This is a genomic window from Neisseria animalis (genome assembly GCF_900636515.1).
In the GTDB taxonomy this organism is placed as follows: Bacteria; Pseudomonadota; Gammaproteobacteria; order Burkholderiales; family Neisseriaceae; genus Neisseria; species Neisseria animalis.
Genome location: NZ_LR134287.1, coordinates 885,737 through 911,551 on the forward strand (window position 1 = coordinate 885,737; position 25,815 = coordinate 911,551).

General features: G+C 48.5%; 20 protein-coding genes and 2 pseudogenes. 11 read left to right on the forward strand and 11 right to left on the reverse strand.

The annotated features are described in order from the left end of the window. Positions 1 to 175: 175 nt before the first annotated feature. The 4 genes and pseudogenes from EL111_RS04185 to dnaG all read right to left on the reverse strand — a co-directional run bounded on the left by EL111_RS04185 (position 176) and on the right by dnaG (position 9,332). A pseudogene (locus tag EL111_RS04185) lies at positions 176 to 3,089 on the reverse strand (type III restriction-modification system endonuclease). Between the two features lies 1 nt (position 3,090). Beyond that, positions 3,091 to 4,947 carry a site-specific DNA-methyltransferase gene (locus EL111_RS04190; protein WP_197717771.1) on the reverse strand — a complete coding sequence of 619 codons (1,857 nt, stop codon included), beginning with the start codon at positions 4,945 to 4,947 and terminating at the stop codon, positions 3,091 to 3,093. A gap of 470 nt (positions 4,948 to 5,417) precedes the next feature. Then, a complete protein-coding gene (rpoD, locus tag EL111_RS04195) occupies positions 5,418 to 7,367 on the reverse strand; it encodes an RNA polymerase sigma factor RpoD (RefSeq protein WP_415065516.1) in 1,950 nt (649 codons plus the stop codon). A 183-nt stretch (positions 7,368 to 7,550) separates the two neighbouring features. Further along, positions 7,551 to 9,332, reverse strand: coding sequence for a DNA primase (gene dnaG / locus EL111_RS04200; protein ID WP_123794880.1), 1,782 nt, complete (start codon positions 9,330 to 9,332; stop codon positions 7,551 to 7,553). Between the two features lie 185 nt (positions 9,333 to 9,517). Here dnaG and EL111_RS04205 point away from each other — a divergent pair, with 185 nt between their 5' ends. The 5 genes and pseudogenes from EL111_RS04205 to EL111_RS04225 all read left to right on the forward strand — a co-directional run. Next, on the forward strand, positions 9,518 to 9,700 hold the full coding sequence (locus EL111_RS04205; RefSeq protein ID WP_123794879.1) for an mRNA interferase: 183 nt from the start codon (positions 9,518 to 9,520) through the stop codon (positions 9,698 to 9,700). Positions 9,701 to 9,751: 51 nt separating this feature from the next. Beyond that, positions 9,752 to 10,165 carry a type II toxin-antitoxin system HicB family antitoxin gene (locus EL111_RS04210; protein WP_123794878.1) on the forward strand — a complete coding sequence of 138 codons (414 nt, stop codon included), beginning with the start codon at positions 9,752 to 9,754 and terminating at the stop codon, positions 10,163 to 10,165. A 228-nt stretch (positions 10,166 to 10,393) separates the two neighbouring features. Further along, positions 10,394 to 11,368 carry a PhoH family protein gene (locus EL111_RS04215; RefSeq protein WP_123794877.1) on the forward strand — a complete coding sequence of 325 codons (975 nt, stop codon included), beginning with the start codon at positions 10,394 to 10,396 and terminating at the stop codon, positions 11,366 to 11,368. Positions 11,369 to 11,688: 320 nt separating this feature from the next. Beyond that, positions 11,689 to 12,333, forward strand: a complete 645-nt coding sequence (hisH, locus tag EL111_RS04220) for an imidazole glycerol phosphate synthase subunit HisH (RefSeq protein WP_123794954.1) — start codon at positions 11,689 to 11,691, stop codon at positions 12,331 to 12,333. Between the two features lie 377 nt (positions 12,334 to 12,710). After that, positions 12,711 to 13,065, forward strand: a pseudogene (locus tag EL111_RS04225) (IS630 transposase-related protein); the annotation flags it as partial. 181 nt (positions 13,066 to 13,246) lie between these two features. On the opposite strand, the gene EL111_RS10700 reads toward EL111_RS04225, so the two are convergent. The 5 genes from EL111_RS10700 to ppx all read right to left on the reverse strand — a co-directional run bounded on the left by EL111_RS10700 (position 13,247) and on the right by ppx (position 18,708). Then, positions 13,247 to 13,849 carry a hypothetical protein gene (locus EL111_RS10700; protein ID WP_231998413.1) on the reverse strand — a complete coding sequence of 201 codons (603 nt, stop codon included), beginning with the start codon at positions 13,847 to 13,849 and terminating at the stop codon, positions 13,247 to 13,249. Further along, positions 13,833 to 14,906 carry a sulfate/molybdate ABC transporter ATP-binding protein gene (locus EL111_RS04235; RefSeq protein WP_123794875.1) on the reverse strand — a complete coding sequence of 358 codons (1,074 nt, stop codon included), beginning with the start codon at positions 14,904 to 14,906 and terminating at the stop codon, positions 13,833 to 13,835. Before EL111_RS04235 ends, EL111_RS10700 begins: the two co-directional genes overlap by 17 nt. Then, positions 14,903 to 15,763: a sulfate ABC transporter permease subunit CysW gene (gene cysW / locus EL111_RS04240; RefSeq protein WP_123794874.1), complete on the reverse strand. Its 861-nt coding sequence runs from the start codon at positions 15,761 to 15,763 to the stop codon at positions 14,903 to 14,905. Before cysW ends, EL111_RS04235 begins: the two co-directional genes overlap by 4 nt. Before the next feature lie 171 nt (positions 15,764 to 15,934). Continuing rightward, positions 15,935 to 16,771, reverse strand: coding sequence for a sulfate ABC transporter permease subunit CysT (cysT, locus tag EL111_RS04245; protein WP_123794873.1), 837 nt, complete (start codon positions 16,769 to 16,771; stop codon positions 15,935 to 15,937). Between the two features lie 428 nt (positions 16,772 to 17,199). Next, positions 17,200 to 18,708 carry an exopolyphosphatase gene (gene ppx, locus EL111_RS04250; protein WP_123794872.1) on the reverse strand — a complete coding sequence of 503 codons (1,509 nt, stop codon included), beginning with the start codon at positions 18,706 to 18,708 and terminating at the stop codon, positions 17,200 to 17,202. A 385-nt stretch (positions 18,709 to 19,093) separates the two neighbouring features. On the opposite strand from ppx, the gene EL111_RS04255 reads away from it, so the two are divergent. From EL111_RS04255 to EL111_RS10620, 5 genes are all read left to right on the forward strand, one after another. Then, positions 19,094 to 19,798 carry a M23 family metallopeptidase gene (locus tag EL111_RS04255; RefSeq protein ID WP_231998415.1) on the forward strand — a complete coding sequence of 235 codons (705 nt, stop codon included), beginning with the start codon at positions 19,094 to 19,096 and terminating at the stop codon, positions 19,796 to 19,798. 321 nt (positions 19,799 to 20,119) lie between these two features. Next, a complete protein-coding gene (locus EL111_RS04260) occupies positions 20,120 to 20,740 on the forward strand; it encodes a lytic transglycosylase domain-containing protein (RefSeq protein WP_123794871.1) in 621 nt (206 codons plus the stop codon). Between the two features lie 279 nt (positions 20,741 to 21,019). Next, the gene (locus EL111_RS04265) at positions 21,020 to 22,402 is read left to right on the forward strand and encodes an MFS transporter (protein ID WP_123794951.1); all 1,383 of its coding nucleotides are present in this window, start codon (positions 21,020 to 21,022) and stop codon (positions 22,400 to 22,402) included. 3 nt (positions 22,403 to 22,405) lie between these two features. Then, the gene (locus tag EL111_RS04270; RefSeq protein WP_123794870.1) at positions 22,406 to 22,933 is read left to right on the forward strand and encodes a single-stranded DNA-binding protein; all 528 of its coding nucleotides are present in this window, start codon (positions 22,406 to 22,408) and stop codon (positions 22,931 to 22,933) included. A gap of 432 nt (positions 22,934 to 23,365) precedes the next feature. Further along, a complete protein-coding gene (locus EL111_RS10620; protein ID WP_197717772.1) occupies positions 23,366 to 23,848 on the forward strand; it encodes a hypothetical protein in 483 nt (160 codons plus the stop codon). Between the two features lie 20 nt (positions 23,849 to 23,868). Here the strand turns inward: EL111_RS10620 and EL111_RS04285 are convergent, their stop codons facing one another. Continuing rightward, a complete protein-coding gene (locus EL111_RS04285) occupies positions 23,869 to 24,315 on the reverse strand; it encodes a hypothetical protein (protein WP_100289400.1) in 447 nt (148 codons plus the stop codon). Next, entirely contained in the window at positions 24,315 to 25,349 is a 1,035-nt protein-coding gene (locus tag EL111_RS04290) for an IS1595 family transposase (RefSeq protein ID WP_123794869.1), read from the reverse strand. The genes EL111_RS04285 and EL111_RS04290 overlap by 1 nt, the downstream gene beginning before the upstream one ends. 128 nt (positions 25,350 to 25,477) lie before the next feature. Between EL111_RS04290 and EL111_RS04295 the strand changes: the two genes are divergently transcribed. Further along, on the forward strand, positions 25,478 to 25,807 hold the full coding sequence (locus EL111_RS04295; RefSeq protein ID WP_082790405.1) for a helix-turn-helix domain-containing protein: 330 nt from the start codon (positions 25,478 to 25,480) through the stop codon (positions 25,805 to 25,807). Positions 25,808 to 25,815: the final 8 nt, after the last annotated feature.

Sequence of the window (25,815 nt, forward strand, 5' to 3'; positions counted from 1 at the left end):
AAAGTCGTTTTGCAGACGGCATTATACCGCGTAGGGAAGGGAGCCGTTTGAAAATATGCAGCATCATGCCCGCCGAAGGGGTGTGGAGGACTTTTTGCCGCAAGGAGCAGGCCGGCAGGTAATGCAGGCCGTCTGCAAATTTGCAGACGGCCTGTTCGGGTAACGCTTCGGGTAACTATGCCGGCATTGCCCTCCTGATAATCTGGGCAACCCTGTCCTGTTCAAACTGCGTAACAAACTTCACGTCAATTCCGCCGTCTTTGTTCATTGCGGCAAACCACCGCTCGGCGTGTGCGATTTTCTGTTTCTCGTTTTGGCGCAAGCCTGCGCCGTCTGCCACGCCTTTGCTTTCCACCACCAAATTCAGGCTTTCGCCTTGGCAGGTTTTGACGATGTAGGCAAAATCGGGCGAATAGGTTTCGCCGCCTGCCACAGGGATTTTAATTGCCCGTTTTGGGATTTTGGTAAACACCACCACTTCTTGAATTTCGCTGCCGGTGATATTTTGCTGTTCGATTTGGCTGTCAAAAAACACCTTGTCAAACAAGAAACTTTCCAAAGGTGTTGCGTTGCTGTCGATTATGCCCCAATCTTGGTTGATTTCAATTTCATCAAACGGCTTGCCCTGATGGTCAGTGAGTACGGTCGGATGGATTTTGCTGCTGATTTTTTGGTAGCCCACTTCAAACTTGCTTAGCGAATGGTGCAGTAAATATTGGTTAAACCCTTGTTGAATGAAACGGATAGTGTCTTCGTTCATAAATCGGGTAATCTCGATTTGCTCTTTTAATTCAAAAAAGGCTTGGTGCAATGTTGCCATTTTGACAAACATCTTTTGTGCCAGTTTTTCTAAAAAAAGCACGGTATGTTAAGGTTGCAATCGGCTCAAACAGCTCTTCTTCCACACTTTCCGCTTGCTTAAAGCCGATCATTCCGCTGTCGATTTTAACCATTTCCTGCGTTTGGATACGGATAGCCGTAGCGGTAAAGCGTGATTGGTTTTCTTCCAAAAAATCTTTAAATAGTTGCAGCGTTTGGCTTTCCGTCATCTCATAACGCAACACCGCCTTGTGGTTAATCGCTTCCCACAACGCTTTTAATTCATCGTATTTGCCGACACGCACCGCCGCTCTGTTTTTGCTTTGTTCTTCGGCATTGCGGATTTTGCCTTGTTTCAATTTAGCCGTACCGAAAGCGTTTGGAAATTTGGCTTTGATTTCGGAAAATGCACCGTCTGCCAAATTATCATCTTCATCAATCAAGTCCAAATCATAAAGCTCGTTGGCAAGTGGTCGTTTTTTAACATCAGGATAAGCCGATTTGATTTTTTCAAAAAGCTCATCGTTAAATTGGGTATAAACCACTTCACGCGCGCCGCTTTGATTAACTTCATCAGTCAGTTTTTTGACAAAATCACGCTCGCTGCTGTCCACAAAATAATGCAACTTGAAATCGCCGTCTTTCACACGGCTCATATATTCGTTTACGGGCAAACGCAATCCCCGCCCGACTTCTTGCAGTTTGCTGGTTTCAGATCCGCTGGAACGCAATTTGCAAATGCCGAATACATTGGGATTATCCCAACCTTCACGCAACGTCCATTTTGAGAAAATAAAACGGCGTGGATTATCCAGCGACAGCAAACTTTCTTTATCGTGCAGAATCTCGTTGATTTCTTGGGCGATTTTTTCATCGTCCGAGCTGTTGTCTTTGGAAAAATAACCGCCGTGCGTGGCGGATACGTCTGCCAGCACATCTTGCAGTGAAAGATAAAATGCCGAGCCCGCTTCTGCCGTCTGCAAAACACGCTGTGCTTCGGTTTTGACAATCTCTTCAAAACGGTTTTTCAAGCTGCCCGAAAGGTTGCCGCCGTCCCGATAGCCGGCAATATCGTCAATAAAAAACAGCGTCAAAGGCTTGATTTTGTCCGCACGGCTTAAAAAGCGTTTTTCATTGTCAAAATGCGTGCGGACGGCTTTTCGCATCATCATCTCAAACACATCGTCCGAATACGAAAACGGATAAATGCCGTCGCCTTTTTTCAGCTCGACACCGTTGCTTAAAACCGCCGTGGTTTTATTTAAATGTTCCAAATATAAACCGTCTATATGAGCGTGGATTTTGTGCAGGCTCTCGCCCTTGTTCAGATAAAATTTCTGCTTCTCAAACTCAAAAGTTGCGGTTGTACCGTCGCTGTCGGTAAAGCGGATTTTGTCTGTCTTTTCGCCCTCTGTCTGCTGGATATGTGCCACCACGCCTTTCACCAAATCCTGATTAAACGCATCAACGGCAGACAAACGATAAAGCAGGTTTTTAAATTTGTCGTTAAAAGTTGCCCCATAGCGTAAAACATATTGCGGGCTCAAGCTCATCAATGCCTGCCACGTTTTATTGCTGTCGTCAAAGCGGTGCGGTTCGTCAATGATTAAAATTGGCTTCACCGATCCGATGGCCTCAAAAGGCTTGTCAAACTTATCTTTAAGCAAAACGCTGCCGTCATTGCCCTTATCCTCGCCACGCATGGTTTTGCTGTTTACCATACCCATATTGAGCAGCAAAACGTGGATTTTCTCGGCATTATCGGCTTGCACGAAACGCACGATTTCAGACGGCATAGCACTGGTACGTTTGCCTTTTTTCGCCTTTTGGCTTTCCACCGTATAAAGCTCGATTTGTGCCTGTCCGTATTCATTGTCAAAATCCAGCCTGAAATGGTTTTTCAACGCCTCCGAACTTAAAAACTGCTGCGTTCCCGCCTTAATGGATAAAGTCGGCACAACGATGACAAATTTATACACGCCCAACTGCTTGTGCATTTCATACATCGTTTGCGTGTAGGTATAAGTTTTGCCCGTACCCGTTTCCATCGCAATATCCAGCACATTGGAAAAATCGGGCGATTTGTCAATGCGGTTGTCCGCTTGGGTTTGGCGGATATTTGCTTGGTAACGCTCGCTTGATAAGGTCAATGTCGGATTTTCGCCGGTGTCGTTATTTTGCTTGTGGGCACGGTCAAACACGCCCAATACCGCCCGCACCGCACCGGTTTGGTGGGGTAAGCCCTTTTCATAATGAAAACCTTTTTTCATCTCAATACCTCACCAATAGCGACAAATGCAGATTTTTCTTATTGTTGTAAGTATCCAATGCCTGCTTCAATTCCATCTGCTTGGCACTCTCCACATTCGCCCCAAACAGCACAATGCGTTCCGCTAAAAACGCCTTGTCCGTATCCAACTTGTCCAACAACGCCTTAATATGCCCGCTCTCAAAATCAGGCTGAATCAAATACAGGTTTTTACCGCACAAATGTGCAAAATAACCGCCAAAATCAACCGCTTGTACGGGTTCAGTCAATGCATTGCCGTCATACAGCCGCCAAGTGGTTAAAAGCGTATGATATTCCTCATCGCTCAACATACGGTTTAGTGTGCTAGGCAACTCATACTGCGGACTCAATGCTTCATCATCTATCGCACGGAAATCATCAGCCGTCTCAAAAATCCGAAAGCCCAAATCGCCCTCATAATCAGGGAAATCTTGACGGATTTTGACGGACGCTTTTTCAAGACGGGCTTTGGTGATGTCAAAAATGGTTTTGTAACCTGCATTTGCTGCTTCTTTTTTGGGTTTTTCATCAAGTTGAATTAAGATAAATCGGCGATTTCCACCAAATCTATTTGAGTTCAATACAGCGTGTGCAGTTGTCCCTGAACCTGCAAAAAAATCTAAAATAATATCTTGATTATTATCACTGGTAGATAATTTTAATATCCTTTCTATTAATGCTATTCCTTTAGGGTCACTAAAAATGCCTTTACCTAATAAATCTGCTAATTCTTCATTATTTCCGTGAGAATGCCCCACATCTTCATAATTCCATAAAGTTCCACAAGTAATACCATCTCGAACTTCACTTAAATATGTTTTTTTATCAACTCCGCCATTTTTATTAAAGTACAAAGCCCCCTCATCATATAATTCTTGCAATCTTTCCTTTGAATATCTTGGGTAACGCCCAGTAGGTGCAGTCCATTCAATTCCATTTGGAAAAACTATTGTATAAATTCCACTATCTGAGCCACTTCTTGCGTGAATTGGCGTTGCTTTCCAAGCTCCTTTTGGATCATTATCTCTATTCTTATAATCTTTATTTTGCTTCTCTGTTCGTTCAAGTAAATTTAATGAAAATTTGGATTTGTTTTTTGAATAACAAAGAATATGCTCGTGTTGATATGACACATCAGTATCATTTGAGACTGTATATTTATTATTCCAAATAAACCCAGCAACAAAATTCTCCTCCCCAAACACCTCATCACACAACAATTTCAACTGTGCCTGTTCGTTATCGTCAATACTGATAAAAATCACGCCATCATCTTTAAGCAGCTCGCGTGCCACATACAGACGCGGATACATAAAAGTCAGCCACGCGCTGTGGGAATTGGATTTCTTGGCGGTAAAATCCAGCACACGGCGGGCTTCGTCAAGGCTCATATCGGCAAGCTCGGTAAGTTTTTCGGGCGTAAATTTGCGGTCGTCCTGATAAACAAAGCCGTCCGAACCCGTGTTGTACGGTGGGTCGATGTAAATCATCTTGACCTTGTTTTGATAGGCGTGTTTCAGGTGTTTGAGCACTTCCAAATTGTCGCCTTTAATCAGCAGATTTTGGCTGTCCTTGTTTTCAGGCAGGGCGTTGTGGGCGGTGTCTTCACCCAACAAAGTAACGGGCGGACACTCACGCAGATAGCGGGCATAAGATTTGCCCAACCAGCCCATCGAATAAGATTCACGGCTGACGGGAATATCGGCAGAACGAAGCTCCTCTGCCATTTTGTCGGGCAGAAAGTTGCCGTGTTTGTCGAAGCATTGGGGGAAGTGATTTTTTAGAATTTCAATAGACGGATTTTGAGGCGCTTCAAATAGCTTTTCGGAGATAATCATTTGACTACCTCCAGAGAAAAAATTAGATTATTGCGTTGCGTTGCGTTGCGTTGCGTTGCGTTGCGTTGCGTTGCGTTGCGTTGCGTTGTTCATTTTCTACCTTTATTTTGATTTGTCAAGTGTTTTTTTGAATGATTTATAGTCGAATAAAATAAGAATGAGACAAGGCAGCGAAGCCGCAGACAGTACACATAGTACGGCAAGGCAAAGCAACGCTGTATCATTCTTATTTTAAATGACTATAAAATATTGCCCAGTATATTCATTATGCCATAACTTGTGTGCTGATAACCGGAGAAATCCGTTTTAAGCTGAAAAAGCGGATAGGGCGGTTTGTTTGGCAGGTAATCGGCGGAGCGGGGTGGTGTTTGTCCAATCTTCAGACGCCGGCGGGCTGTCGGAACGGATTAAAGGCCGTCTGCAAATTTGCAGACGGCCTTTGCTTGTATACGCGGATTTTGCAGACGGCCTTAAGACTTGTTGTCTTCACTGTCCAAGAAGCTCTTCAGGCGGTCGCTGCGGGTCGGGTGGCGCAGTTTGCGCAGAGCTTTAGCTTCGATTTGGCGGATGCGCTCGCGGGTTACGTCAAACTGTTTGCCCACTTCTTCCAATGTGTGGTCGGTATTCATGTCGATACCGAAACGCATACGCAGCACTTTGGCTTCGCGCGGGGTCAGGCTTTCGAGCACTTCTTTGGTTACTTCGTGCAGGCTGGAATACATGGCGGCATCGGCAGGAGCAACGTTGTTGGCATCTTCGATGAAGTCGCCCAAGTGCGAATCGTCGTCGTCGCCGATGGGGGTTTCCATGGAAATCGGTTCTTTGGCGATTTTCATGATTTTGCGGATTTTGTCTTCCGGCATTTCCATCAGCTCGGCCAGTTTGGCGGAATCGGGTTCTTCGCCGTTTTCCTGCAGGTATTGGCGGGAGATGCGGTTCATCTTGTTGATGGTTTCAATCATGTGCACCGGAATACGGATGGTGCGTGCCTGATCGGCAATCGAGCGGGTAATGGCTTGGCGGATCCACCATGTGGCGTAGGTGGAGAATTTGTAGCCGCGGCGGTATTCGAATTTGTCCACCGCTTTCATCAGGCCGATGTTGCCTTCTTGAATCAGGTCGAGAAACTGCAAACCGCGGTTGGTGTATTTTTTGGCGATGGAAATCACCAGGCGCAGGTTGGCTTGAATCATTTCCTGCTTGGCGGCGGCGGTTTCTTTTTCGCTGACAACCATGTTTTTGTTGATGGCTTTCAACTCTTCAATGGAAATACGGGTGGTTTTTTCCATTTCCGACAATTCGGTCTGCTTCTCGATGATGGCGTGGCGGAAGCGGTCGAGTGCGTCTGCCCATACGCGGCCTTTGGCAATTTCTTCCTCTACCCATTGCAGCTCGGTAATGGCGGGCAGGAAGTTTTGGATAAAGTAGTCGCGATCCATGCGCACGCGGTCGGTACAGATGTCGCGGATTTCGCGTTCGATACGGCGGATGTTGTCAACATGGCCGCGCAGGGTGTTGCTCAGGTTTTCGATTTGACGGGTGGCAAAGCGGACTTCCAGCAGTTTGGCGGCGATGGCGTCGCGGTGTCGCAGGTAGTCGGGGTGGCGGCTGTGGTTTTGCTCCAGCGCGCTGACCATTTGTGTGTAGTCGGTTTCGATTTGGGCGAAGTGTGCCAATACTTTTTGTTTTAATTCTTCTAAGTTGGCGGCGGACATGGTTTCGGCATCGTTGCCACCGTCGTCCTCGTCGCTTTCGTCGTCATCTTCGCTGCCGTCTTCTTCTTCGCTGCTGTCTCCTGCTTCGGGGGCGGTGCTCTCGAGATGACCCAGACCTAATTCGTTCAGCAACACTTCGTTAGGGTCGATAATGGCTTCAACCACTTCATCGACACGGATTTCGTCTTTGCGGATTTGTTCGATCAGGCCGAGGATTTCGGCAATCGAGCCGGGGCAGGCGGAGATTGCCTGTACCATGTTTTTCAGGGCGTTTTCGATTTTTTTGGCGATGATGATTTCGTCTTCGCGGGTCAGCAGGTCGACCTGCCCCATTTCGCGCATATACATACGGACGGGGTCGGTGGTACGCCCGAATTCGGAGTCCGCATTGGATAATGCGGCTTCGGCTTCTTCTACGGCATCGTCATCGGTAATCGAGGCGGCGTTGTCGCTCAATAAAATGTCTTCCGCATCCGGTGCCTGTTCGGTAACTTGGATGCCCAAGCCGGAAATCATGCTGACGATATTGTCGATTTGATCGGCATCGGACATATCGTCGGGCAGGGCGTCATTGATTTCGGAGTAGGTGATGTAGCCGCGCTCTTTGCCCATGATGATGAGCTGGCGCAGGCGTGCGCGCTGCTCTTCTACGGTCAGCGGACGGTTGTCGTCTTGATCTTGGTATTCTTCGTGGTGTTGGGACATAGCTATCTCTTTGTTGGATAAGGGAGGCCGACGGTTTGCACGGCAATGCACCTGAAGGCGGGGCAGCGGTTTCGGGTAAAACGCGCTGAGGCCGTCTGAAGTTTGGTAAGGGTGTTCTGCGCTCGGTATGTCTCGCAGCGAAAGTAGTATTGTTCAGACGGCCTGAGTATATGGAAACGGGTTTCAATTTGTTTTGGACATCAGTAGGGAGACCAAAAGTTTTTTTTCATAATCGTTTAAACCGCTGTCGGCACTTTTTTGTTTGAGCGTTTCGATTTGGCTGTATTTTAACTCATTCAACAGCTTTTTCATGCCGATTTTGAAATTTTCGCAGTTTTCTTCGTTGTCGGCCTCCCATTCGTCGGCGGATTGGAGTGTCGACTGGAAAATCCGGTGGACGGTGTCTTCGTAAGGGGAGCCGCGCATGTGTTCCAAAATTTGGGCACTGCCGGGAGGGGCGGCATGGCTTTTAATCATTTCGGCCAAATTGGCCAGACAGGCGAAGTCGCCCTCCAGTGCCAAATATTCGGGTAAGTCTATATATGCAGCCCAACCCGGATTTATCAAGAGGCTGCGGATTTGCCGTTGCACCAAAGTCAGCATGGCCGGCTGTCTGGCGGTTGCGGGCGGCAGTTTGTAGCTTTTTTGTTTGATATGGCGTTTGGGTGCCTCCTGACCCAAAAGCCGTGCAAGGTTGTCAGGGTCGATGCCCACCAACTCGCTCAAACGCTGTTTTAATAAGAATGCCAGCGCAGGTGCCGTAATCTGCGCCAACAGCGGTGAGGCGGTTTTGACCAATTCCGCTTTACCTTCTTGGGTGTTTAGATTGAGGCCGTCTGCCAGATGTTCCCAAAAATATTCGGAAAGCGGCTTGCTTTGGTGCAGCAAGGCATCTTCAAACTGGGTTTTGCCGAAGGCGCGGATGTAGCTGTCGGGATCGTGTTCTTCGGGCAGAAACAGAAAATGCAGCGATTTGTCGTCTTTCAGCTGCGGCAATGCGTTTTCCAGTGCGCGCCATGCCGCTTTGCGCCCCGCACCGTCGCCGTCGAAACAGAAATAAATGCTGTCGGTTTGGCGCATCAGCATTTTGACATGGTCGGCGGTGGTGGACGTGCCGAGCGAGGCCACACCATAGCCGATTCCGAACTGCGCCAGCGCCACGACGTCCATATAGCCTTCGACGACTAAAATCCGCCCTGCCTCTTTGATTGCCGCGCGGCCTTCGTAAAGGCCGTAGAGGTTTTTGCCTTTGTCGAACAGCGGCGTATCCGGCGAGTTTAAATATTTGGGTTTGGAGTTGTCGAGCACCCGTCCGCCGAAGCCGATGACTTGGCCTTTGGTGTCGCGGATGGGGAACATAATCCGGTGGCGGAAGCGGTCGTAGTAGCGGTTTTGTTCTTCGTTGTGAATCACTTGTCCGCTGTCTACCAGCGGAGTAGAGGGGTAGGGTCGGAATACTTGCGCCAAAGGCTGCCAGCCGTCGGGCGCGTAACCTAGGCCGTAGTGGGCGATGATTTCCGCATTCAAGCCGCGCGTATTCAGATATTGCTGTGCTTCAGGCGCGGTTTTCAGACGGCCTTGGTAAAAATCCGCGCATGCCTGCATGGTTTCTTCCAGCGTCTGCTGCTTTTTTTTACGTTCGGCACGCTGCTCGTGATTTTCCGTGCGCCCGCCGGTTTTCGGTACCGTCATGCCCACCCGGTCGGCCAGATACTGCACCGCCTCGGCAAACCCCAATCCCTGATATTCCATCAGAAAACCAATGGCCGATCCGTGTGCGCCGCAGCCGAAGCAGTGGTAAAACTGCTTGGTCGGACTCACCGAAAACGACGGTGATTTTTCTTTGTGAAACGGGCAGCAGGCCATGTAGTTTGCCCCGCCTTTTTTCAGCGGCACGCGTTCGTCGATAATATCGACGATATCCACTTTGGCTAATAGCTCGTCTATGAAGTCGGATGGAATCATGGCGGGTAAGGAAAAGGGGGGTATTTTGCAGACGGCTTTGAAAATCCGATATTGTAGCATTTTTGGCCGAATATTGCCCAATTAAACCAGTTTGGTAATTATGCAACAAAAAAGATGTATTCCATACTTTAAAATACAACATAAATGTTGTATTTTATCATCTTCAATATTTAAAGATGGGCGGTATGCAATACAGAGAATTTAAAAAATGGCTGCTGATACACGGTGTAGCATTGACCAATGACAAAAGAGGCAGTCGCCAACTCATCAGGCTTGGAGACAAAACCTCCGTATTTCTCAATGATGGCAGTAAAGAAATCGGTACAGCTTTAGTCAATCAAATCAAAAAAGACCTTAATTCAAAATAAACGCAAGCCCAAAAAGGCTTGCCCACCGCCCCAAACAGAAAAGGACACCGAATGTTAGCCTATCCCTACACCCTCACCCCCGATGATAACGGCACATATCTGGTTACCTTCCCCGACATTCCCGAAGCCGCCGCAGTTGGAGAAGACAAAGAAACCGCCGCCATCGAAGCCCTAGATGGACTGATTTGCGCCCTAGAAGGTTATTTCAGCGACCGCCGCACCATTCCCACACCCTCCGAAAATGGAGAGCAAACCGTAGTCCTGCCCGCGCTGGAAACCGCAAAAGTCCTACTGCTTAACGAAATGCTGGCACAAGGCGTAAAAAAAGCAGAAATGGCACGCCGTCTTGACGTACATATGCCGCAAATCGACCGCCTGTTAGATTTGCGACACAATACAAAAATCGACTTTATCGAAAAAGCCGCTGCCCAACTCGGCAAAAGACTTAATATCAGCTTCACATAGCCGACCGATACACCCTCACAGCCCGACTTTCCCAGTAGGGTGTTTTTCATACCCAAAGGAACCCGCTATGCACACCCAAGCCGCCCCAAACAGACCCACCAAAAGAATGAAATTTATTCCGATGCTTGGAAGGTTGTTTTTGAGTGGCAGGGGAAGGCGTTATGCTTTTCGGCGCGACGGGTTTATAATGTTGCCCGATAACGACAAAACATCGGAAACTGCTATTTCATGACCCATACCGTCCACCTGCAATTTGAAGACATAGACAATGCCGTGCTGCAACGCCTCTGTGGTGCGCTTGACGGCAATTTGGAAGCACTCGGCCGCGCTTTGGATATACAGATCAGCCGCCGTTTCGAGCATTTTACCTTTATGGGCGAGCTGGCACACGCCGGCCGCCGTGCGCTGCTGGCTTTGGCCGAAGCGGCGGAAAAAGGGGACTTGGAAGACAATGCCATCAGGCTGGCGGCGGTGGAAGCGAAAACTGCCGATGAGCAGCATGAAGAAAAAACAGACGGCCAACAATATTATTTCCGCACCAAACGCGGCAGCATCGGCGGCAGAACCCCGCGCCAAAACGGTTATATACGCGCCTTGCTCAATCATGACGTAGTGTTCGGCTTGGGGCCGGCGGGTACGGGTAAAACCTATCTGGCGGTGGCGGCGGCGGTGGATGCGATGGAAAAACACCAAATCGAACGCATCGTTTTGGTGCGCCCTGCGGTAGAAGCCGGTGAAAAACTCGGTTTCCTGCCCGGCGATTTGGCGCAGAAAGTCGATCCTTATTTGCGCCCGCTGTATGACGCACTTTATGACTTGATGGGCTTTGACCGGGTAACCAAGCTGATGGAAAAAGGCTTGATCGAAATTGCCCCGCTGGCCTATATGCGCGGCCGGACGCTGAACGGCGCGTATGTGATTTTGGACGAGGCGCAAAACACCACGCCCGAACAGATGAAGATGTTTCTGACCCGTATCGGCTTCGGCGCCAAAGCAGTGATTACCGGCGACATCAGCCAAATCGACCTGCCGCGCAACATCAAATCCGGTTTGAAAGACGCGCGGGAAAAACTGAGTGATGTGGAGGGACTGTATTTCCACACCTTTACCAGTGAAGATGTGGTGCGCCATCCGTTGGTGCAGAAAATCGTAGAAGCCTATGAAGCGGCAGAAGAAACGGAACACGCCGCCCAAGACAATTAAAGACCGTAAGGCCGTCTGCAAAACGGTTTTGCAGACGGCCTGAAGCAGGAAATTTGTTACAATCATGCCCTTTGAATCATGCCGTTTGAAGCCGCTGCATGACGAAGCGGCACGGTGGCTTGACGGGCGTGCGGGGTTTACGTTTTGCAAACACCGTCCGAATACGGCAGGTTGCCGTCTGCCTTGACTGAGATGGAATGTGCCAAGACGGATTGCAGACGGCTTGGCGGCGGTTGCTGAAATTGGGCGACGGAATATACAGACGGCATGGCCGAATAGGACAGGGCCGCGATGAATACCGTTTGGGAGAATAAAATATGATGAAAATTGCTGTGGTCGATTACGGCATGGGCAACCTGCATTCCGTTTTGAAATCGGTACAGGCAGCGCAGAAACTTGCCGGTACGCAGGCGGATATTTACCTGACCGACCGCCCCGAAGCGGTATTTGCCGCCGATAAGATTGTTTTCCCCGGGCAGGGCGCAATGCCCGACTGCATGGCTGCCTTGCAAAGCAGCGGCTTGGGCGAGGCAGTTGCGGACGGCTTGAAAAACAAACCGTTTTTCGGCATTTGCGTGGGCGCGCAATTATTGTTTGACCACAGCGAAGAGGGCAATACCGCCGGTTTGGGCTGGTTTGCCGGCGAGGTCAAGCGTTTTGCAGACGGCCTGCATGATGCAAACGGCGAAAAATTGAAAGTGCCGCATATGGGTTGGAATACCGTATGCCAAACCCAAGCCCACCCGCTGTTTCAAGATATTGCACAAGGTTCGCGTTTTTATTTTGTGCACAGCTATTATTTTGCGCCGGACAATGCCGATATTGTGTTGGGCACAAGCGAATACCCGCAAGAGTTTGCCTGCATTGTCGGCAAAGACAATGTTTTTGCCACCCAATTTCACACCGAAAAAAGCCACGACGGCGGGCTGTTGCTGTTGCGGAACTTCTTAAATTGGAAGCCTTAACGGGTAAACGCTTGCTGCGGCATACTGTTTGCCGTTGGTTTGACGGGCGCGGTTGTGCTGCGGTTTTCCCAAGCTAAATTGAAACGGTGGTGTCGGTCGGATTGCAGCCGTCTGCAATACCAGAATGGAGAATTGCTGCGGATTAAGAAACAGGGACAGCGATTGTTTTCAATCTGATTGTTATGCTCGCCGCGCTATGCTGTGGCCGGCTTTTGGTTGGAAACAGGCTGTTGCCGGTGTGGTACGGTTTTTTCTCTGTCCACTCTTACCGGCCGCGGCCTGATCAAGATGGCGAAAATATGTGTTACCAAAGTTGGGTGGCAGCTATAGTAATTTAAAAATAAAATAGTACAATTTTGATTTATTTTGAGTAAAAAATGGCATATTCAATAGATTTGCGGGAAAAAGCATTGAACTGTTACAAGCAGTGTAATAACGCCAGCCAAACAGCCAAGGCCTACGGCATATCAAGAAATACACTCTATCTTTGGATACAACTGGAAAAGCAAACAGGCAGCCTGAAACATCAAGTGAAAGGACAAAATGCTGCCAAGCTGGATACAGAAAAACTCAAACAATATGTCGGTCAGAATCCTGATGCCCATTTACATGAAATCGCCCAAGTGTTTGACTGCACAGCCCAAGCTGTTTTTTATGCACTCAAAAAGCTGGGTATCACACGTAAAAAAAGACCACCACTTACAGAGAACAAGACTCTTCGAAAGTAGCGCATTATTTATAGTCATTTAAAATAAGAATGATACAGCGTTGCTTTGCCTTGCCGTACTATGTGTACTGTCTGCGGCTTCACTGCCTTGTCTCATTCTTATTTTATTCGACTATAAAAAAACAAGTTTAAGGCCGTCTGCAAAATCAGACGGCCTTTGTTTGGCGCTCGGATTGTTTGGGGAGATTAGTTGTCGTCTTCCCAATCCAGATCGGCTTGGTATTCGATTTTGCCGTTAGCTTCGAGGTCGATGGAAATGTCGAGTTTCTGTCTGCCGCGTTTAAATTCCAAATCGGCTTCATCGCGCTTGATTTCGGATTTGGCCGAAAGGAATCCTTGTTTTTGGGCATGGGCGGTAACTTTTTCGGCTAAAGCAGATACGGAAATGCTGCGTGCAGGCAGTTCGGCCTTGTATTCAAACTCGTTGTCGTTTTGCTTTTCTGCTTTAATGGTTTGTGCTTGGGCGGGTTGGTAGATTTCGGCGGGCAAATCGGCCGCCAGTGTGCCGTTGGCAAACAGAGCCAGAATACCGGTCAGCATTAATGTTTTGGTTTTAGCCATAAATAAAGCTCTCTTGATGGTGAATGTGCCGCCATCATAGCCAATGCCGTCTGCAAACGACAAGCGGTTAAACTTGCTTTTACTTATGTCAAAGTTTGCGGCGGATTTGCTTACAGGGATTTGCATGAATTTGGCATAAGCTGTGCAGGCGTAAAAAGAAGAATAAGGGGTATGCTTCTTGTGTTTTTGCAGACGGCCTGAGGCGGGTAAATCAAATCGAAAATTCAATCAATTCGTTTTGTGCAAACACATAAACCTGCTTGGGCGACAGAGCCAGCGTTTTGCCGGCGGCCAAATCCAAGCGGGCGGCATCGCTGCCGGCCAGAGTGATGTGCACGTCTTGTTTGCCGTGTTTGACGGTAACGTGCGTCAGCGCGCCGACGGCATGGATTTTTTCAACCTCGGCGGTCAGGAGGGCGGGTTCGCCGCCGCCGACTACCTGCCATTCGTGCGGACGCACATAACCGACGGCGGTTTGATCCTGCCATTTGTATTGGCGGTCGAGCGGCCAGACGAAGCCTTGGTAATGCCACGCGCCTTTTTCGATGCGGCCTTCGAAGGCATCGGTTTCGCCGAGAAATTCGGTAACAAACGCGTTTTCCGGTTTGCGGTAGATGGCTTCGGCACTGCCCGTCTGCTCGATTTTGCCGTGGTTCATCACTACGATTTCATCGGATACTTCCAAGGCTTCTTCTTGGTCGTGGGTAACCAAGATGCTGGTTACGCCCAGATTGTGGTGGATGTCGCGCAGCCAAGTACGCAGCTCTTTGCGTACTTTGGCATCGAGTGCGCCGAAAGGTTCGTCGAGCAGCAGCAGTTTTGGTTCGACCGCCAAAGCGCGGGCGAGGGCGATGCGCTGGCGTTGGCCGCCTGAAAGCTGGTGCGGATAGGCTTTGGCCAGATGCGGAAGCTGCACCAGCTTTAGAAGCTCTTCCACTTTGGCACGGATTTTTTCTTTGGCAGGGCGTTCGGAGCGGGGGAGGACGGTCAGGCCGAAGGCGATGTTGTCGAAAACATTCATGTGGCGGAAGAGGGCGTAGTGTTGGAACACGAAGCCGACTTTGCGGTCGCGTACATGCTTGCCGGTTACGTCTTGACCGTCAAACAGAATCTTGCCGCCGTCTGCATTTTCCAAACCGGCGATGATGCGCAAAAGCGTGGTTTTGCCGCAGCCCGAAGGGCCCAGCAGGGACACCAGCTTGCCGGTGGGGACATTGAGGTTGATGTTTTTCAGCGCGTGGAAGTTGCCGAAATGTTTGTTCAGGTTTTCAATGGTGATGCTCATGCGGCACTCCTTTGGGCGGCGGCGAGTTTTTTCTCTTGGATTTTGGTGATGGTGTTTTGCAGGGCTAAGGTGGCGAGGGCGAGCAGAGCCAACACGCCCGATAAGGCAAATGCGCCGGTAAAGTTGTATTCGTTGTAGAAGATTTCGACCAAGAGCGGAATGGTGTTGGTTTCGCCGCGGATATGGCCGGACACCACGCTCACCGCGCCAAACTCTCCCATTGCGCGGGCATTGGTCAGAATCACGCCGTAGAGCAACGCCCATTTGATGTTGGGCAGGGTAACGCGCCAAAACATCTGCCAGCCGCCCGCACCGAGAATCAGCGCGGCCTGTTCTTCGCTGTCGCCCTGCGCCTGCATCAGCGGAATCAGTTCGCGCGCGACAAAGGGGAAGGTGACAAACAGCGTGGCCAAAATAATGCCCGGAATGGCAAAAATAATCTGAATGCCCTGCGCTTCCAGCCAGCCGCCCAGCGCGGTATGCGCACCAAACAGCAGTACAAACATCAAACCGGCTACTACGGGCGACACGGAAAACGGCAGGTCGAGCAGGGTGGTCAAAAGCTGCTTGCCGCGAAAATCAAAGCGGGTCAGCAGCCAGGCCATCGCCACGCCCAACACGGCATTGACCGGCACCACAACCGCAGCGGTAATCAGCGTTAATTTAACCGCCGACCATGCCTCCGGGTCGGTCAGCGATTGGACATATAAATCCCAGCCGCCTTTCAAGGCTTCGTAAAACACCGCTACCAGCGGAATCACCAGCATCACAATCAGAAAGAGGAGTGCCGCGGCGGTCAGCGTGATACGCAGCCAGCGCGGTTCGGTCAGGTTGGGGTTGGCGGAATGGGTTTTCATAGTCGGTTCTTGTGTGTTTTTTAAATTTCAGACGGCCTGAGTGCCGTATCATACAGGATGTACCCCGGCGCATCATTTGAGCCTGCTTGTAAGGGGTTTAACGGTAAAGCTGCGGCCAGGTTGCGGGAGAACCGTCCGCGCTTCATGAAGAATCGGATTTTTGCAGACGGCCTAGGCTTTTGCCCCAGCCCGTTTGCTCAACGCCCATTGCGCGATATTGAGCGCAAACAAAATGGCAAACGAAATCATCAGCATAAACAAAGCCACGGCGGACGCGCCCTGAACGTCAAACTGCTCCAGTTTGCCGGTGATAATCAGCGGTAGGATTTCGGAAACCATGGGAATATTGCCGGCAATGAAAATCACCGAACCGTATTCGCCGGTTGCACGGGCAAACATCATGCCGGAGCCGATCAGCAGGGCGGGTGTGATTTCCGGCAGCAGCACGCGGCGGAAGGTGGTGAAGCGGTTCGCGCCCAAAGTAGCGGCGGCCTCCTCATATTCGCCGGAAAGCTCCTCCAAAACCGGCTGCACCGCCCGCACAATAAAAGGCAGGCTGACCACCACCAGCGCAATCCAAATACCGATGGGTGTAAAGGCGATTTTGATGCCGAACGGCTCAAACAGGCTGCCTATCCAGCCGTTGGGCGCGTAGAGTGTTGCCAGCGCGATACCGGTAACCGCCGTCGGCAGCGCAAACGGCAAATCGACCAGCGCGTTTGCCAAGCCTTTGCCCGGAAACTCGTAGCGCACCAAAACCCATGCTACCAGTGTGCCGAACACGATATTGGTCAGCATGGCGTAAAACGACATCTTCAAACTCAACCACACCGCCGCCAATACGTTAGGCTCGGCAATCGTCTGCCAAAACAGGCTCCAGCCGATTTCGCCCGCTTTGGCCACCATCATCGCAAAGGGCAGCACCACTAAAAGCGACAGGCACAATACGGTCAGGCCGAGGCTGATTTTGAAGCCGGGCAATACGCTGGGGGTTTTGAGCAGAAACATGGGCATACTTCGGAACTTTTCAGAATGGTGCTACTGTAGCAATGCCGTCTGAAAAAAGGAAAGAATGCTTGGTTTTAATCAAAGAGAAAATGGTTATATGGTGAGGAGTGCATCATCGGCAGCGGCAATAGAGCGGTTGGAAACAGGGAAAAGGCATGATATATCATGACTGTATGGCATGGAGTGTATTGTCTGCGGCTTGCTGTTTTATCTGGTTTCAAACAGAATGAGATTGCCGGAATGAGAACGCATTGCCGCATGATATTGAGATTGATGCTTGGTTTTGATGGTATAGGTGCAGGATAAACCTGTTGTCGGAGAAGTTGAGGAGGGCGGAAACGCTAAAGGCCGTCTGCAAAATACCCTTATCAAATTAACAAGGTGATGAGGGGGTGTTTTGCAGACGGCCTTTTTGTCTGTTTAGGTGTTTACAGTGTTTGAACGGTAAACGGAATATCCGTTTTCTGCCATTGGCTGCTTTCGTAGGCGAGTGCATCGGCAATCAGCGGGTGCGCCTCCAGCCATTTGCTGTCGATTCTCAGGGTAAAGCCGTTGCCTGCCTGATCGGAACGGAGTTGCATCAGCGCGGGCAGCTCCAGACGGGTGCGCGCACGGCAGAAAAGGGCGGCAAGGCGCAGGGATAAAATGGCATACCACTGCATTTCGTTGCTGCCGACTATATCGGTCATTTTTTTTACGTCGCCACGGTGTCCCAAGACAAGCTGCGATACCATGCTTTGTTCTTTGCGGGAAAAGCCGGGCATATCGGCGTTTTCCAAGATGTAGGCAGAATGTTTATGATAGCCGGTGTGGGCGATGTCTGTACCGATTTCGTGCAGACGGCCTGCCCAACTGATGAATTGCTGCCAAGTGGCCAAATCCTGTACCGGTACATTACGCGCCAGACACAGGCTTTCCATGAATTTTTGTGCGGTTTCGGCAACGCGGGTGGCTTGGTTGAGGCTGACGTGGTAGCGTTTTTGAAATTCGGCAGTGGTTTGTTCGCGCATATCTTCGTTGAGCTGTCTGCCGATTAAGTCGTAAAACACACCGTCGCGCAGGGCGGCTTCGGTAACGCTCATTTTTTCAATGCCGAGTTCTTCAAATGCGGCCATCATAACGGCCAGTCCGCCGGCAAATACTTCGATGCGCTCCGGTTTCAGATTGTTGAATTTGGCTTTTTTTACTGTTCCTGCCGATACAATCCGCGCAGCCAGTTTTTTCATGCCTTCGTAAGTGATGTCGGCGGAGGGTGTATATTCGGCGGCCAGTACGTCACGTATGGATTTTGCCGAGCCGGATGTGCCGATGGCGAAATCCCAACCTGTCCGTTTCATCATTTTGCTGATGCGCTGGATTTCGTTGCGGGCGGCGGAAATGGCGGCTTGGAAATCTTTGGCGGTGATTTTGTCGCGGAAAAAGCGCAGACTGTATGTTACACAGCCGAGGGCGAGACTTTCGGCCTGCATGGGTTTCAAATCCGCGCCGATTACAAATTCTGTCGAGCCGCCGCCGATGTCGATGACCAGCATTTTATCGCCGTTGGGCGGCAGGGTATGTACTACACCGGTATAAATCAGACGGGCTTCTTCGCGGCCGGCAATCACTTCAATCGGAAAGCCTAATGCGGCCTCTGCTTTGGGGATAAACTGGTTGATGTTTTTGGCAACGCGGGAGGTGTTGGTTGCAACAACGCGAACCTGCTCGGGAGAAAAACCGCGCAGACGTTCCCCGAATTTGGCGAGACAGTCGAGTGCGCGCGTCTGCGATTCTTCGCTGAGCATTTTCTGTTCGTCCAAGCCGGCAGCAAAGCGGACCATTTGTTTAAACGAATCAATGACTTTAAGCTGTCCGTTGTTGTTGGCGTAGATTTGCAGGCGGAAGCTGTTGGAGCCTAAATCGACGGAAGCGAGCAAGGGGGCTTGGGGTACTGTCATAACAAAATACCGGTGATTCAGATGGAAATAAATTGTAATGTTACCTTGTGTGCCACAGACTGTCATCAGTTTTCAGGTTGCGGAAAGTCCGTATTGGGAAACCTGCTTGTTTGAGGTACGGGTGTTTGCAGAGCGCTTAGCGGAAACGGAAAACGGTACGAAAACCGCTGCTGCTGTTGATTTGGCTCAAAACGTTTGATGAACTTATCGGAAATAATGTGGTAATTTTCAGACGGCATGAGGATGCCGCCGTTAAGAAATTCGGGTAAAAAATCGCACTTTACGGATATTTCGCTTATAATGCTGCGATATAAAATTTAAATATTCAATTAAAATAACCACTTGCGATACTGTCGCCTAAGCGGATAAGATTTAGGAGCAACTTTTGAAATTCCATGCCCGACTCAATAAATCCCTGATTCTGCCAACCGTATTGCTCGGAGCTGCCGTGCCTGCCCATGCTGATGAAATGGGTTCTTTACTGGAAAGCCGCGGTCTGATGAAAGCGGCTGCACAGTATGATGACGATGAATTGGCCAATTTGGTTAAAACCAAAACCGTCCGTCCGGTGGCTCGTCCTGTTGCCGTAAAAACGCCGCAGCAGATGGCTTCGATGGACGATTTTGTGCAACAACAGATTTTGCGTTTGCCGCAGCCTGTTATTGCCAAGCCTTCCAATCACGCCGAAGTGGTGGGTAATTTTATGGTTCCTGTTTCCGGGGCACGCAAAAGCTCGGATTACGGCTACCGCAATCACCCTGTGTTGAAAAAAGTCCGTTTGCATACCGGCATCGATTATGCCGCGCCGAGCGGTACGCCGATTTATGCGGCTGAAAGCGGCGTGGTGGAAACGGCCGGCTGGAAGGGCGCATATGGTAAAACCGTTGTCATCAAGCACAACGAACGTTTCTCTACTTTATACGGACACGCCAGCAAATATGTGGTTAAAGCCGGTCAAAAAGTACAGCGCGGACAGCTTATCGCTTACGTAGGCAGTACCGGCCGCAGTACCGGTCCGCATCTGCATTTTGAAGTGTTGGACGGCTCGAAACGGGTTAACCCGAATAAATACTTGAGCCAAGTATTTTAAACCGGGCGTCAATTTGTTCCTGTGCGGCAGGTATTGCCGGTCGGGATAATTGATGTTTCGAATCGGCTGTGTCCGATAGCGTATTTTTTCAGACGGCATTGAAATGGTTCATGCCGTCTGAAAATGTATCTGCAATACGGAAAAGGAAGGTAATGCACGGCAAACCGTTTGGTTTGGATGGGGAATATCGGTTAACCCAAGGATAACTGCCGGCTGTTTTGGATATTTGCTTGTTCAAAAAATGATTGTCGCGCTTGCTTTTGCCTGTGTAGATAACCGATCGGATGGTGTTTGAACTTCTTTGTTGTGCAAAACATACCAATGAATAGATCGGATTCTCCATTTTTGCCCGAACGACGGCGTTTGTTGTTGGTCGGAGGCACATTGTTTGCTTATCCTGTCTTGCTTTGGGCGGGAACGCAGCGCGAAGAAACGCTGTCGGACGATGTTGCTTCTTTAATGCGCCATTCGATTGATAATGTTAATCCGGCAAGGCTGGTGTTTGCCAATGCCCGAGAGGGAAAGCGTTGGCTTGCCGCGATGTCGGAGCGTTTGGCAGTATATGTACCCGATGAGGCGCAACGCCGCCGTTTGCTGGTGAATATCCAGTATGAAAGCAGCCGTGCAGGTTTGGATACGCAGTTGGTATTGGGGCTGATTGAAGTGGAAAGCGCATTTCGGCAATATGCGGTCAGCCGTGCCGGTGCGCGCGGATTGATGCAGGTTATGCCGTTTTGGAAAGATTACATCGGCAAACCGTCGCACAATCTTTTCGATATTCGTACCAATTTGCGCTATGGCTGTACGATTTTGCGGCATTATCATAATGTGGAAAAAGGTAATACGGCGCGTGCGCTGGCACGCTTCAACGGGAGCTTGGGCAGCAATAAGTATCCCGATGCGGTGTTGGCGGCGTGGCGCAAGCGGTGGTTGTGGGATTAGAATGATGTTTTGTGCGGCTGTTTTACAGACGGCAATGATGTGCCTGTCGGGCAAAACAGCACCTTTTGCCGGCAGGGTATAAAGAGATTTTGTTTGTGTGGCGGCGCTTGAAAATGTTGCGGTTGTGCAAGCGGAGGGAAAGACGGCAGCGATTGAGGCTTAATGCAAAGCCGTCTGAATACTGTATAATCCGCTTGTTTACCCATGATTGTTTTCAGACGGCATACCGGTATGGAAATAGCGGTTATGCCGTCTGAGATTATTGAATATACTGAGAAAATGGCAAAAGATACCCGCACACAGATGTTTCCGCACGAATGGCGTGCCAGCACTACTTTATCCGGCGTGTATGCGCTGCGTATGCTGGGTATGTTTTTGGTTTTGCCGGTTTTGGCACTGTATGCCGCCACATTGCCCGGAGCGGAAGACAATAAAGCCTTAGTCGGTATGGCAATGGGTATTTACGGGTTGACACAAGCCGTGTGCCAACTGCCGTTGGGCATGGCCTCGGATAAATTCGGGCGTAAAAAAGTTATTTATTTGGGACTGCTGGTGTTTGCGGCAGGCAGTTTTATGGCTGCGGTTTCAGACTCTTTGCCCGCCTTGGTGGCTGCCCGCGCCATTCAGGGTGCAGGGGCGGTGAGTGCGGCAGTAACTGCGCTGCTGGCGGATTTGACGCGCAACGAAGTGCGGACGCGCGCCATGTCGATGATTGGTTTGAGCATCGGCCTGACTTTTTCAGTCAGCTTGGTTGCCGCTCCGGTGATGGCGGAATGGATAGGCGTATCGGGTTTGTTTGTCTTGACCGGTGTGTTGACGCTGGCCAGTATCGGCGTGGTGGCGTGGCTGACACCCGATGCAGAGGAGTCCAAGCTGCATGAAGATGCTCAGGCGCAACCTTCGCGCTTTGGCGAAGTATTGAAAAACAGGCAACTGTTGAGTTTGGATTTCGGTATTTTCGCGCTGCATGCGGCGCAGATGGCATTGTTTACCGCCCTGCCGTTTGCCATGTCGGATTTGGGTTTGGAAAAACTCCAACATTGGAAAGTTTATCTGCCCTCAACAATCATTGGCTTGGTGGCGATGGTTCCGCTGATTATTATCGGTGAAACGCGCAACAAATTGAAACAGGTGTTCCTGCTGGGCATCGTCTGCATTGCCGCCGCGCAAATCGGCTTGCTGTTCGGCTTACATTCCATATGGGTAATTGCCGTCTGCTTAATCGTATATTTTATCGGTTTCAACGTATTGGAAGCCAGCCTGCCTTCCATGGTATCCAAAATCGCACCGTCCGATTTGAAAGGTACGGCAATGGGCGTGTATAACACCATGCAGTCTGTCGGACTGTTTGCCGGAGGAGCGAGCGGGGGGATTTTGTTCCAATATTACGGTTTCAGCGGCGTTTTTGCCTTTTGCAGCGTATTGATGCTGCTGTGGCTGGCCATTGCCGCCGCCGCCCCTGCGCCGAAACCGGTAAAAAACATCAGCTATCGGATTGGTGAAACATGGCAGCAAGAAACCGATTCGCTCTACCGCGCTCTGACAGAAGTGGCCGGTATTGAAAGCATAACATTCAGTCAGGACAAAACAACTGTTTACATCAAAGCGTTGCAGAAAGGCTTCGACCGAGCCGCAGCCGAAAAAATCATTTCAGGAGTATAAACAATGTCATCATTAAACAAAGTTATCCTTATCGGCAACTTGGGCCGCGACCCCGAAGTACGTTATATGCCCAACGGAGAGGCCGTCTGCAATTTCAGTATCGCCACCAGCGAAACGTGGAACGATCGAAACGGCCAGCGTCAGGAGCGTACCGAATGGCACAACATTACCATGTACCGCCGTCTTGCCGAAATTGCAGGGCAATATTTGAAAAAGGGTAGCTCCGTTTATCTCGAAGGGCGTATCCAAAGCCGTAAATATGTCGGAAAAGACGGCGTTGAGCGTACTGCTTACGATATTATCGCCAGCGAAATGAAAATGCTCGGCAGCCGCAACAATAGCGGTGGCGGCGCGCCTTATGATGACGGATATTCGCAGCAGAACTACCAGTCTGCACCGCAACAAAACCATCAAAACACACCGTCTTACCAGCAAGAAGCGCCCAGCGCACCGCCGGCCGCCCCCGCCCGCCGCGCCCCTGTTGCACCGGCAGCACCGGTAGAAGACATCGACGACGATATTCCGTTTTGAGTTACATATAATTTAAAACTGTAAAATAAAACCCATATAAATATAGAGAACCCTTTATTTTAAAAGGGTTCTCTTTTTTTACATTAATTTTGACACAACATCTTTAATTTGATAGTATTTATATATAATATTTTTGTAAATTAAATAAATATGTATAGATTAGAAACAGTCCTTTTTTCAAATGGAGAACGTTTTCCTATATTGGTTAATGTTAAAACTGGTATTCCTGATTTTTATTCAACCTTATGGGTAACTGTGGAACTACGTAATCAATCCGCAGTAAACACAATTAGAAATAAGCTGGGAACTATACAGTGGATAATGAATTGGGAAAAACAGAATCGGTATTATGTAGCAGTTGCACAAAGACCAATTAACTCAATTCTACTACAATCCTTGTGAATATTTTCACATCACAAGGATTTTTTATTTATGGCGAGAATCAGTGGCGAAACCATTATTCAACAGAAGATTATGGAGCTTAATCATCAAATCATGCACTTTGAAGAATGTATTAAGCAAGCTAAAGAGTATCAAGCAACTTTGCGACAAGCGTTAGTTGCATTGCGAGCTGAACCCTTTTCTACCCCAATGAAGCAAGTAATAAAACAAAAACGGGAAAAGGTATCGAATCGCCCAGTAGATATTTCACTCTACTCACGTCGTTCCAGTGAGTTTATTGCAAAAGTCTTTAAACATTACCCTAATCAATGGATGTCGGCAAATGAGATGATGTGGAAGGCGTTTGAAATTGAAGGGAAAACAGAGCATAAATCTTATCATCATTCAATTGTAACTGCATTTTCACACGCACTAAGACGATTGAAAGAGAAAGGGATTGTTGAACGGCAGGAGTTGCGAGAAAAGCCGTCAGTGAAGGTAATTCGGTGGCGGTTGAAAGAGATTGGTATGTAAAAAAATAGCGGTGTTTGCCGCTATTTTTGTTTCCACTTCCATTGAATAATCTTGTGTTTTTTCACGACAATACGCTCTACAATACCTTTATTAACTAAGCGGGTCATGGCATTACCAATATTATTTAGATGATATTTAGATACAGGGGTATTAGGTTGTTTATCTATAATAAGTACCGCTTCGGCAAGTTCTAAAACTCGCCAATAACGTTCAGGTTCAGATTTCATTACTCGTTGAATAAGTTGTGTGATTTTCCCATTAAATTGTTTGCGATACACACGATATTGGTAGTGTTCTGTATCGTATTGTTGAATATCGTTAGGTTTTACATCCATTGCAACTAAAGCCTGTTGCAATAAAAGAATACGGCGTTCAACTAAATCAAGGTGAGCCAAAACTTGTTCTTTTTCTCGTTCAAACTGCGCAATTTTCTGCTTAATTTGCGTTTTATAAATTGAATCAGCCATTACATTACCAACCTTTCTACTTGTCTATGATGCCCTTGCCAGTAGCCTTTCCAGTCATTATCAGAAGATGTCGTTAAACATTTTTCAATAACGTCTTTAAATAGGGAAAGGTTATCAACACGGCGGTTATCTTCCCGATAGGCAATTTCATTGGCGTAATTATCTAAATAGACGTTTGCCATTTTATGAATCTGTCCATAATACATACGTTTAAAGCGTGCAAAGTAGCTTTCAGCAAGGTTATTTGTAATACCTTCATCACTGCGGTACTCTTTTTGATGGTTTACTCGTCTTAAATCGTAGGAGACAAGCAGTTCATCATAAGCACTATTTTCATCTGCGTGAATGCGACTATTGGGTTGAATATACGTCTCTGCAAGTTTATTTACCGTTATCGTATTTTCAGATAAAATGGGGAAAGTAAATGTTTTCTTTGCACCCACTAAATCTAAGTTTTGAGTGGTTTCTTCTGCTGAATAACGTTCACGCATCACTAATACCGTTCGTTTATTTGGATTAGCATGCTCTTTACGTCGTCTATCTACTCGGTCAGCTTTTTTGTTCTTAGGGCGAGGAGCTGAATGCACATAAGTACCGTCAATATGCACTTCGCCTGATAAGGGGAAAAGTTCACGTTGAACGATTAGGCTTTCACGAATTTTATGGGCTAATACATAAGCGGTTTTATATTGTACGCATAAATCCCTTGAAAGTTGGCAGGCGGAAATGCCTTTTACTGCGTTAACAAATAGGGCAATGGCAAATAAGTAAGTTTGAATAGGTAACTTATGATTGGCAAAAATAGTATCCGATGTAATACTGAATGTATGTTTACAATGTTTGCATCGCCATTGTTTACGAGTGGAGATAAAATAGGCTTGATGTTTAATACCACAGCGAGGGCAAATTTGTTCGATTGTACTGTTCCAACGTGCTTCCATAAGCCGAGCGTGGGCCTCGCTATCCGATAGACGAGCTATCTTGATAGGCGAAAGCGTGCGAGCTTTGGCGGAAAGGAGGAAGTGTTGAGCCATACAATATACATCTTTGCTATTAGGTGATAATCAGATAGAATAACAACTCCAACAAGTTACCTTATTGAGTAACCAATCTAAGAAAATGTTACCATATTGAACAAATAAAATCAAGTGGAGTTATTCAATTGAACATTTCAAAGCGCCTTAATCAACTAATTGAGTTGAAACAGCTCAATATCAAAGATTTTGCAGAACAATGCGATATTCCTTATCGTTCAATGTACAACTATGTGCGTGGTGAGCGAGAACCAAACTTAGAAGCTCTTTCTAAAATTAGTCAAACCTTTAATGTCGATCTAAACTGGTTGATTTCATGGGAAGGAGAAATATTTAAAGGCGTACCAAAAGATGCATTTTCAGACGAAGAAAACCAACTGATTACTTACTATCGTTTAATGCCCGGAATTGTGCAAAATGCAATGAAGGTAGCATTCAAAGCGATTTCAACTGAATAAATTTAGAG

Excerpts from the sequence above, each read along its gene's own strand:
- EL111_RS04190 (WP_197717771.1), bottom strand. The coding sequence starts at position 4,947 with ATGATTATCTCCGAAAAGCTATTTGAAGCGCCTCAAAATCCGTCTATT.
- rpoD (WP_415065516.1), bottom strand. The coding sequence starts at position 7,367 with ATGTCCCAACACCACGAAGAATACCAAGATCAAGACGACAACCGTCCG.
- dnaG (WP_123794880.1), bottom strand. The coding sequence starts at position 9,332 with ATGATTCCATCCGACTTCATAGACGAGCTATTAGCCAAAGTGGATATC.
- EL111_RS04205 (WP_123794879.1), top strand. The coding sequence starts at position 9,518 with ATGCAATACAGAGAATTTAAAAAATGGCTGCTGATACACGGTGTAGCA.
- EL111_RS04210 (WP_123794878.1), top strand. The coding sequence starts at position 9,752 with ATGTTAGCCTATCCCTACACCCTCACCCCCGATGATAACGGCACATAT.
- EL111_RS04215 (WP_123794877.1), top strand. The coding sequence starts at position 10,394 with ATGACCCATACCGTCCACCTGCAATTTGAAGACATAGACAATGCCGTG.
- hisH (WP_123794954.1), top strand. The coding sequence starts at position 11,689 with ATGAAAATTGCTGTGGTCGATTACGGCATGGGCAACCTGCATTCCGTT.
- EL111_RS04235 (WP_123794875.1), bottom strand. The coding sequence starts at position 14,906 with ATGAGCATCACCATTGAAAACCTGAACAAACATTTCGGCAACTTCCAC.
- cysW (WP_123794874.1), bottom strand. The coding sequence starts at position 15,763 with ATGAAAACCCATTCCGCCAACCCCAACCTGACCGAACCGCGCTGGCTG.
- cysT (WP_123794873.1), bottom strand. The coding sequence starts at position 16,771 with ATGTTTCTGCTCAAAACCCCCAGCGTATTGCCCGGCTTCAAAATCAGC.
- ppx (WP_123794872.1), bottom strand. The coding sequence starts at position 18,708 with ATGACAGTACCCCAAGCCCCCTTGCTCGCTTCCGTCGATTTAGGCTCC.
- EL111_RS04260 (WP_123794871.1), top strand. The coding sequence starts at position 20,120 with ATGAATAGATCGGATTCTCCATTTTTGCCCGAACGACGGCGTTTGTTG.
- EL111_RS04265 (WP_123794951.1), top strand. The coding sequence starts at position 21,020 with ATGGCAAAAGATACCCGCACACAGATGTTTCCGCACGAATGGCGTGCC.
- EL111_RS04270 (WP_123794870.1), top strand. The coding sequence starts at position 22,406 with ATGTCATCATTAAACAAAGTTATCCTTATCGGCAACTTGGGCCGCGAC.
- EL111_RS10620 (WP_197717772.1), top strand. The coding sequence starts at position 23,366 with ATGGCGAGAATCAGTGGCGAAACCATTATTCAACAGAAGATTATGGAG.
- EL111_RS04285 (WP_100289400.1), bottom strand. The coding sequence starts at position 24,315 with ATGGCTGATTCAATTTATAAAACGCAAATTAAGCAGAAAATTGCGCAG.
- EL111_RS04290 (WP_123794869.1), bottom strand. The coding sequence starts at position 25,349 with ATGGCTCAACACTTCCTCCTTTCCGCCAAAGCTCGCACGCTTTCGCCT.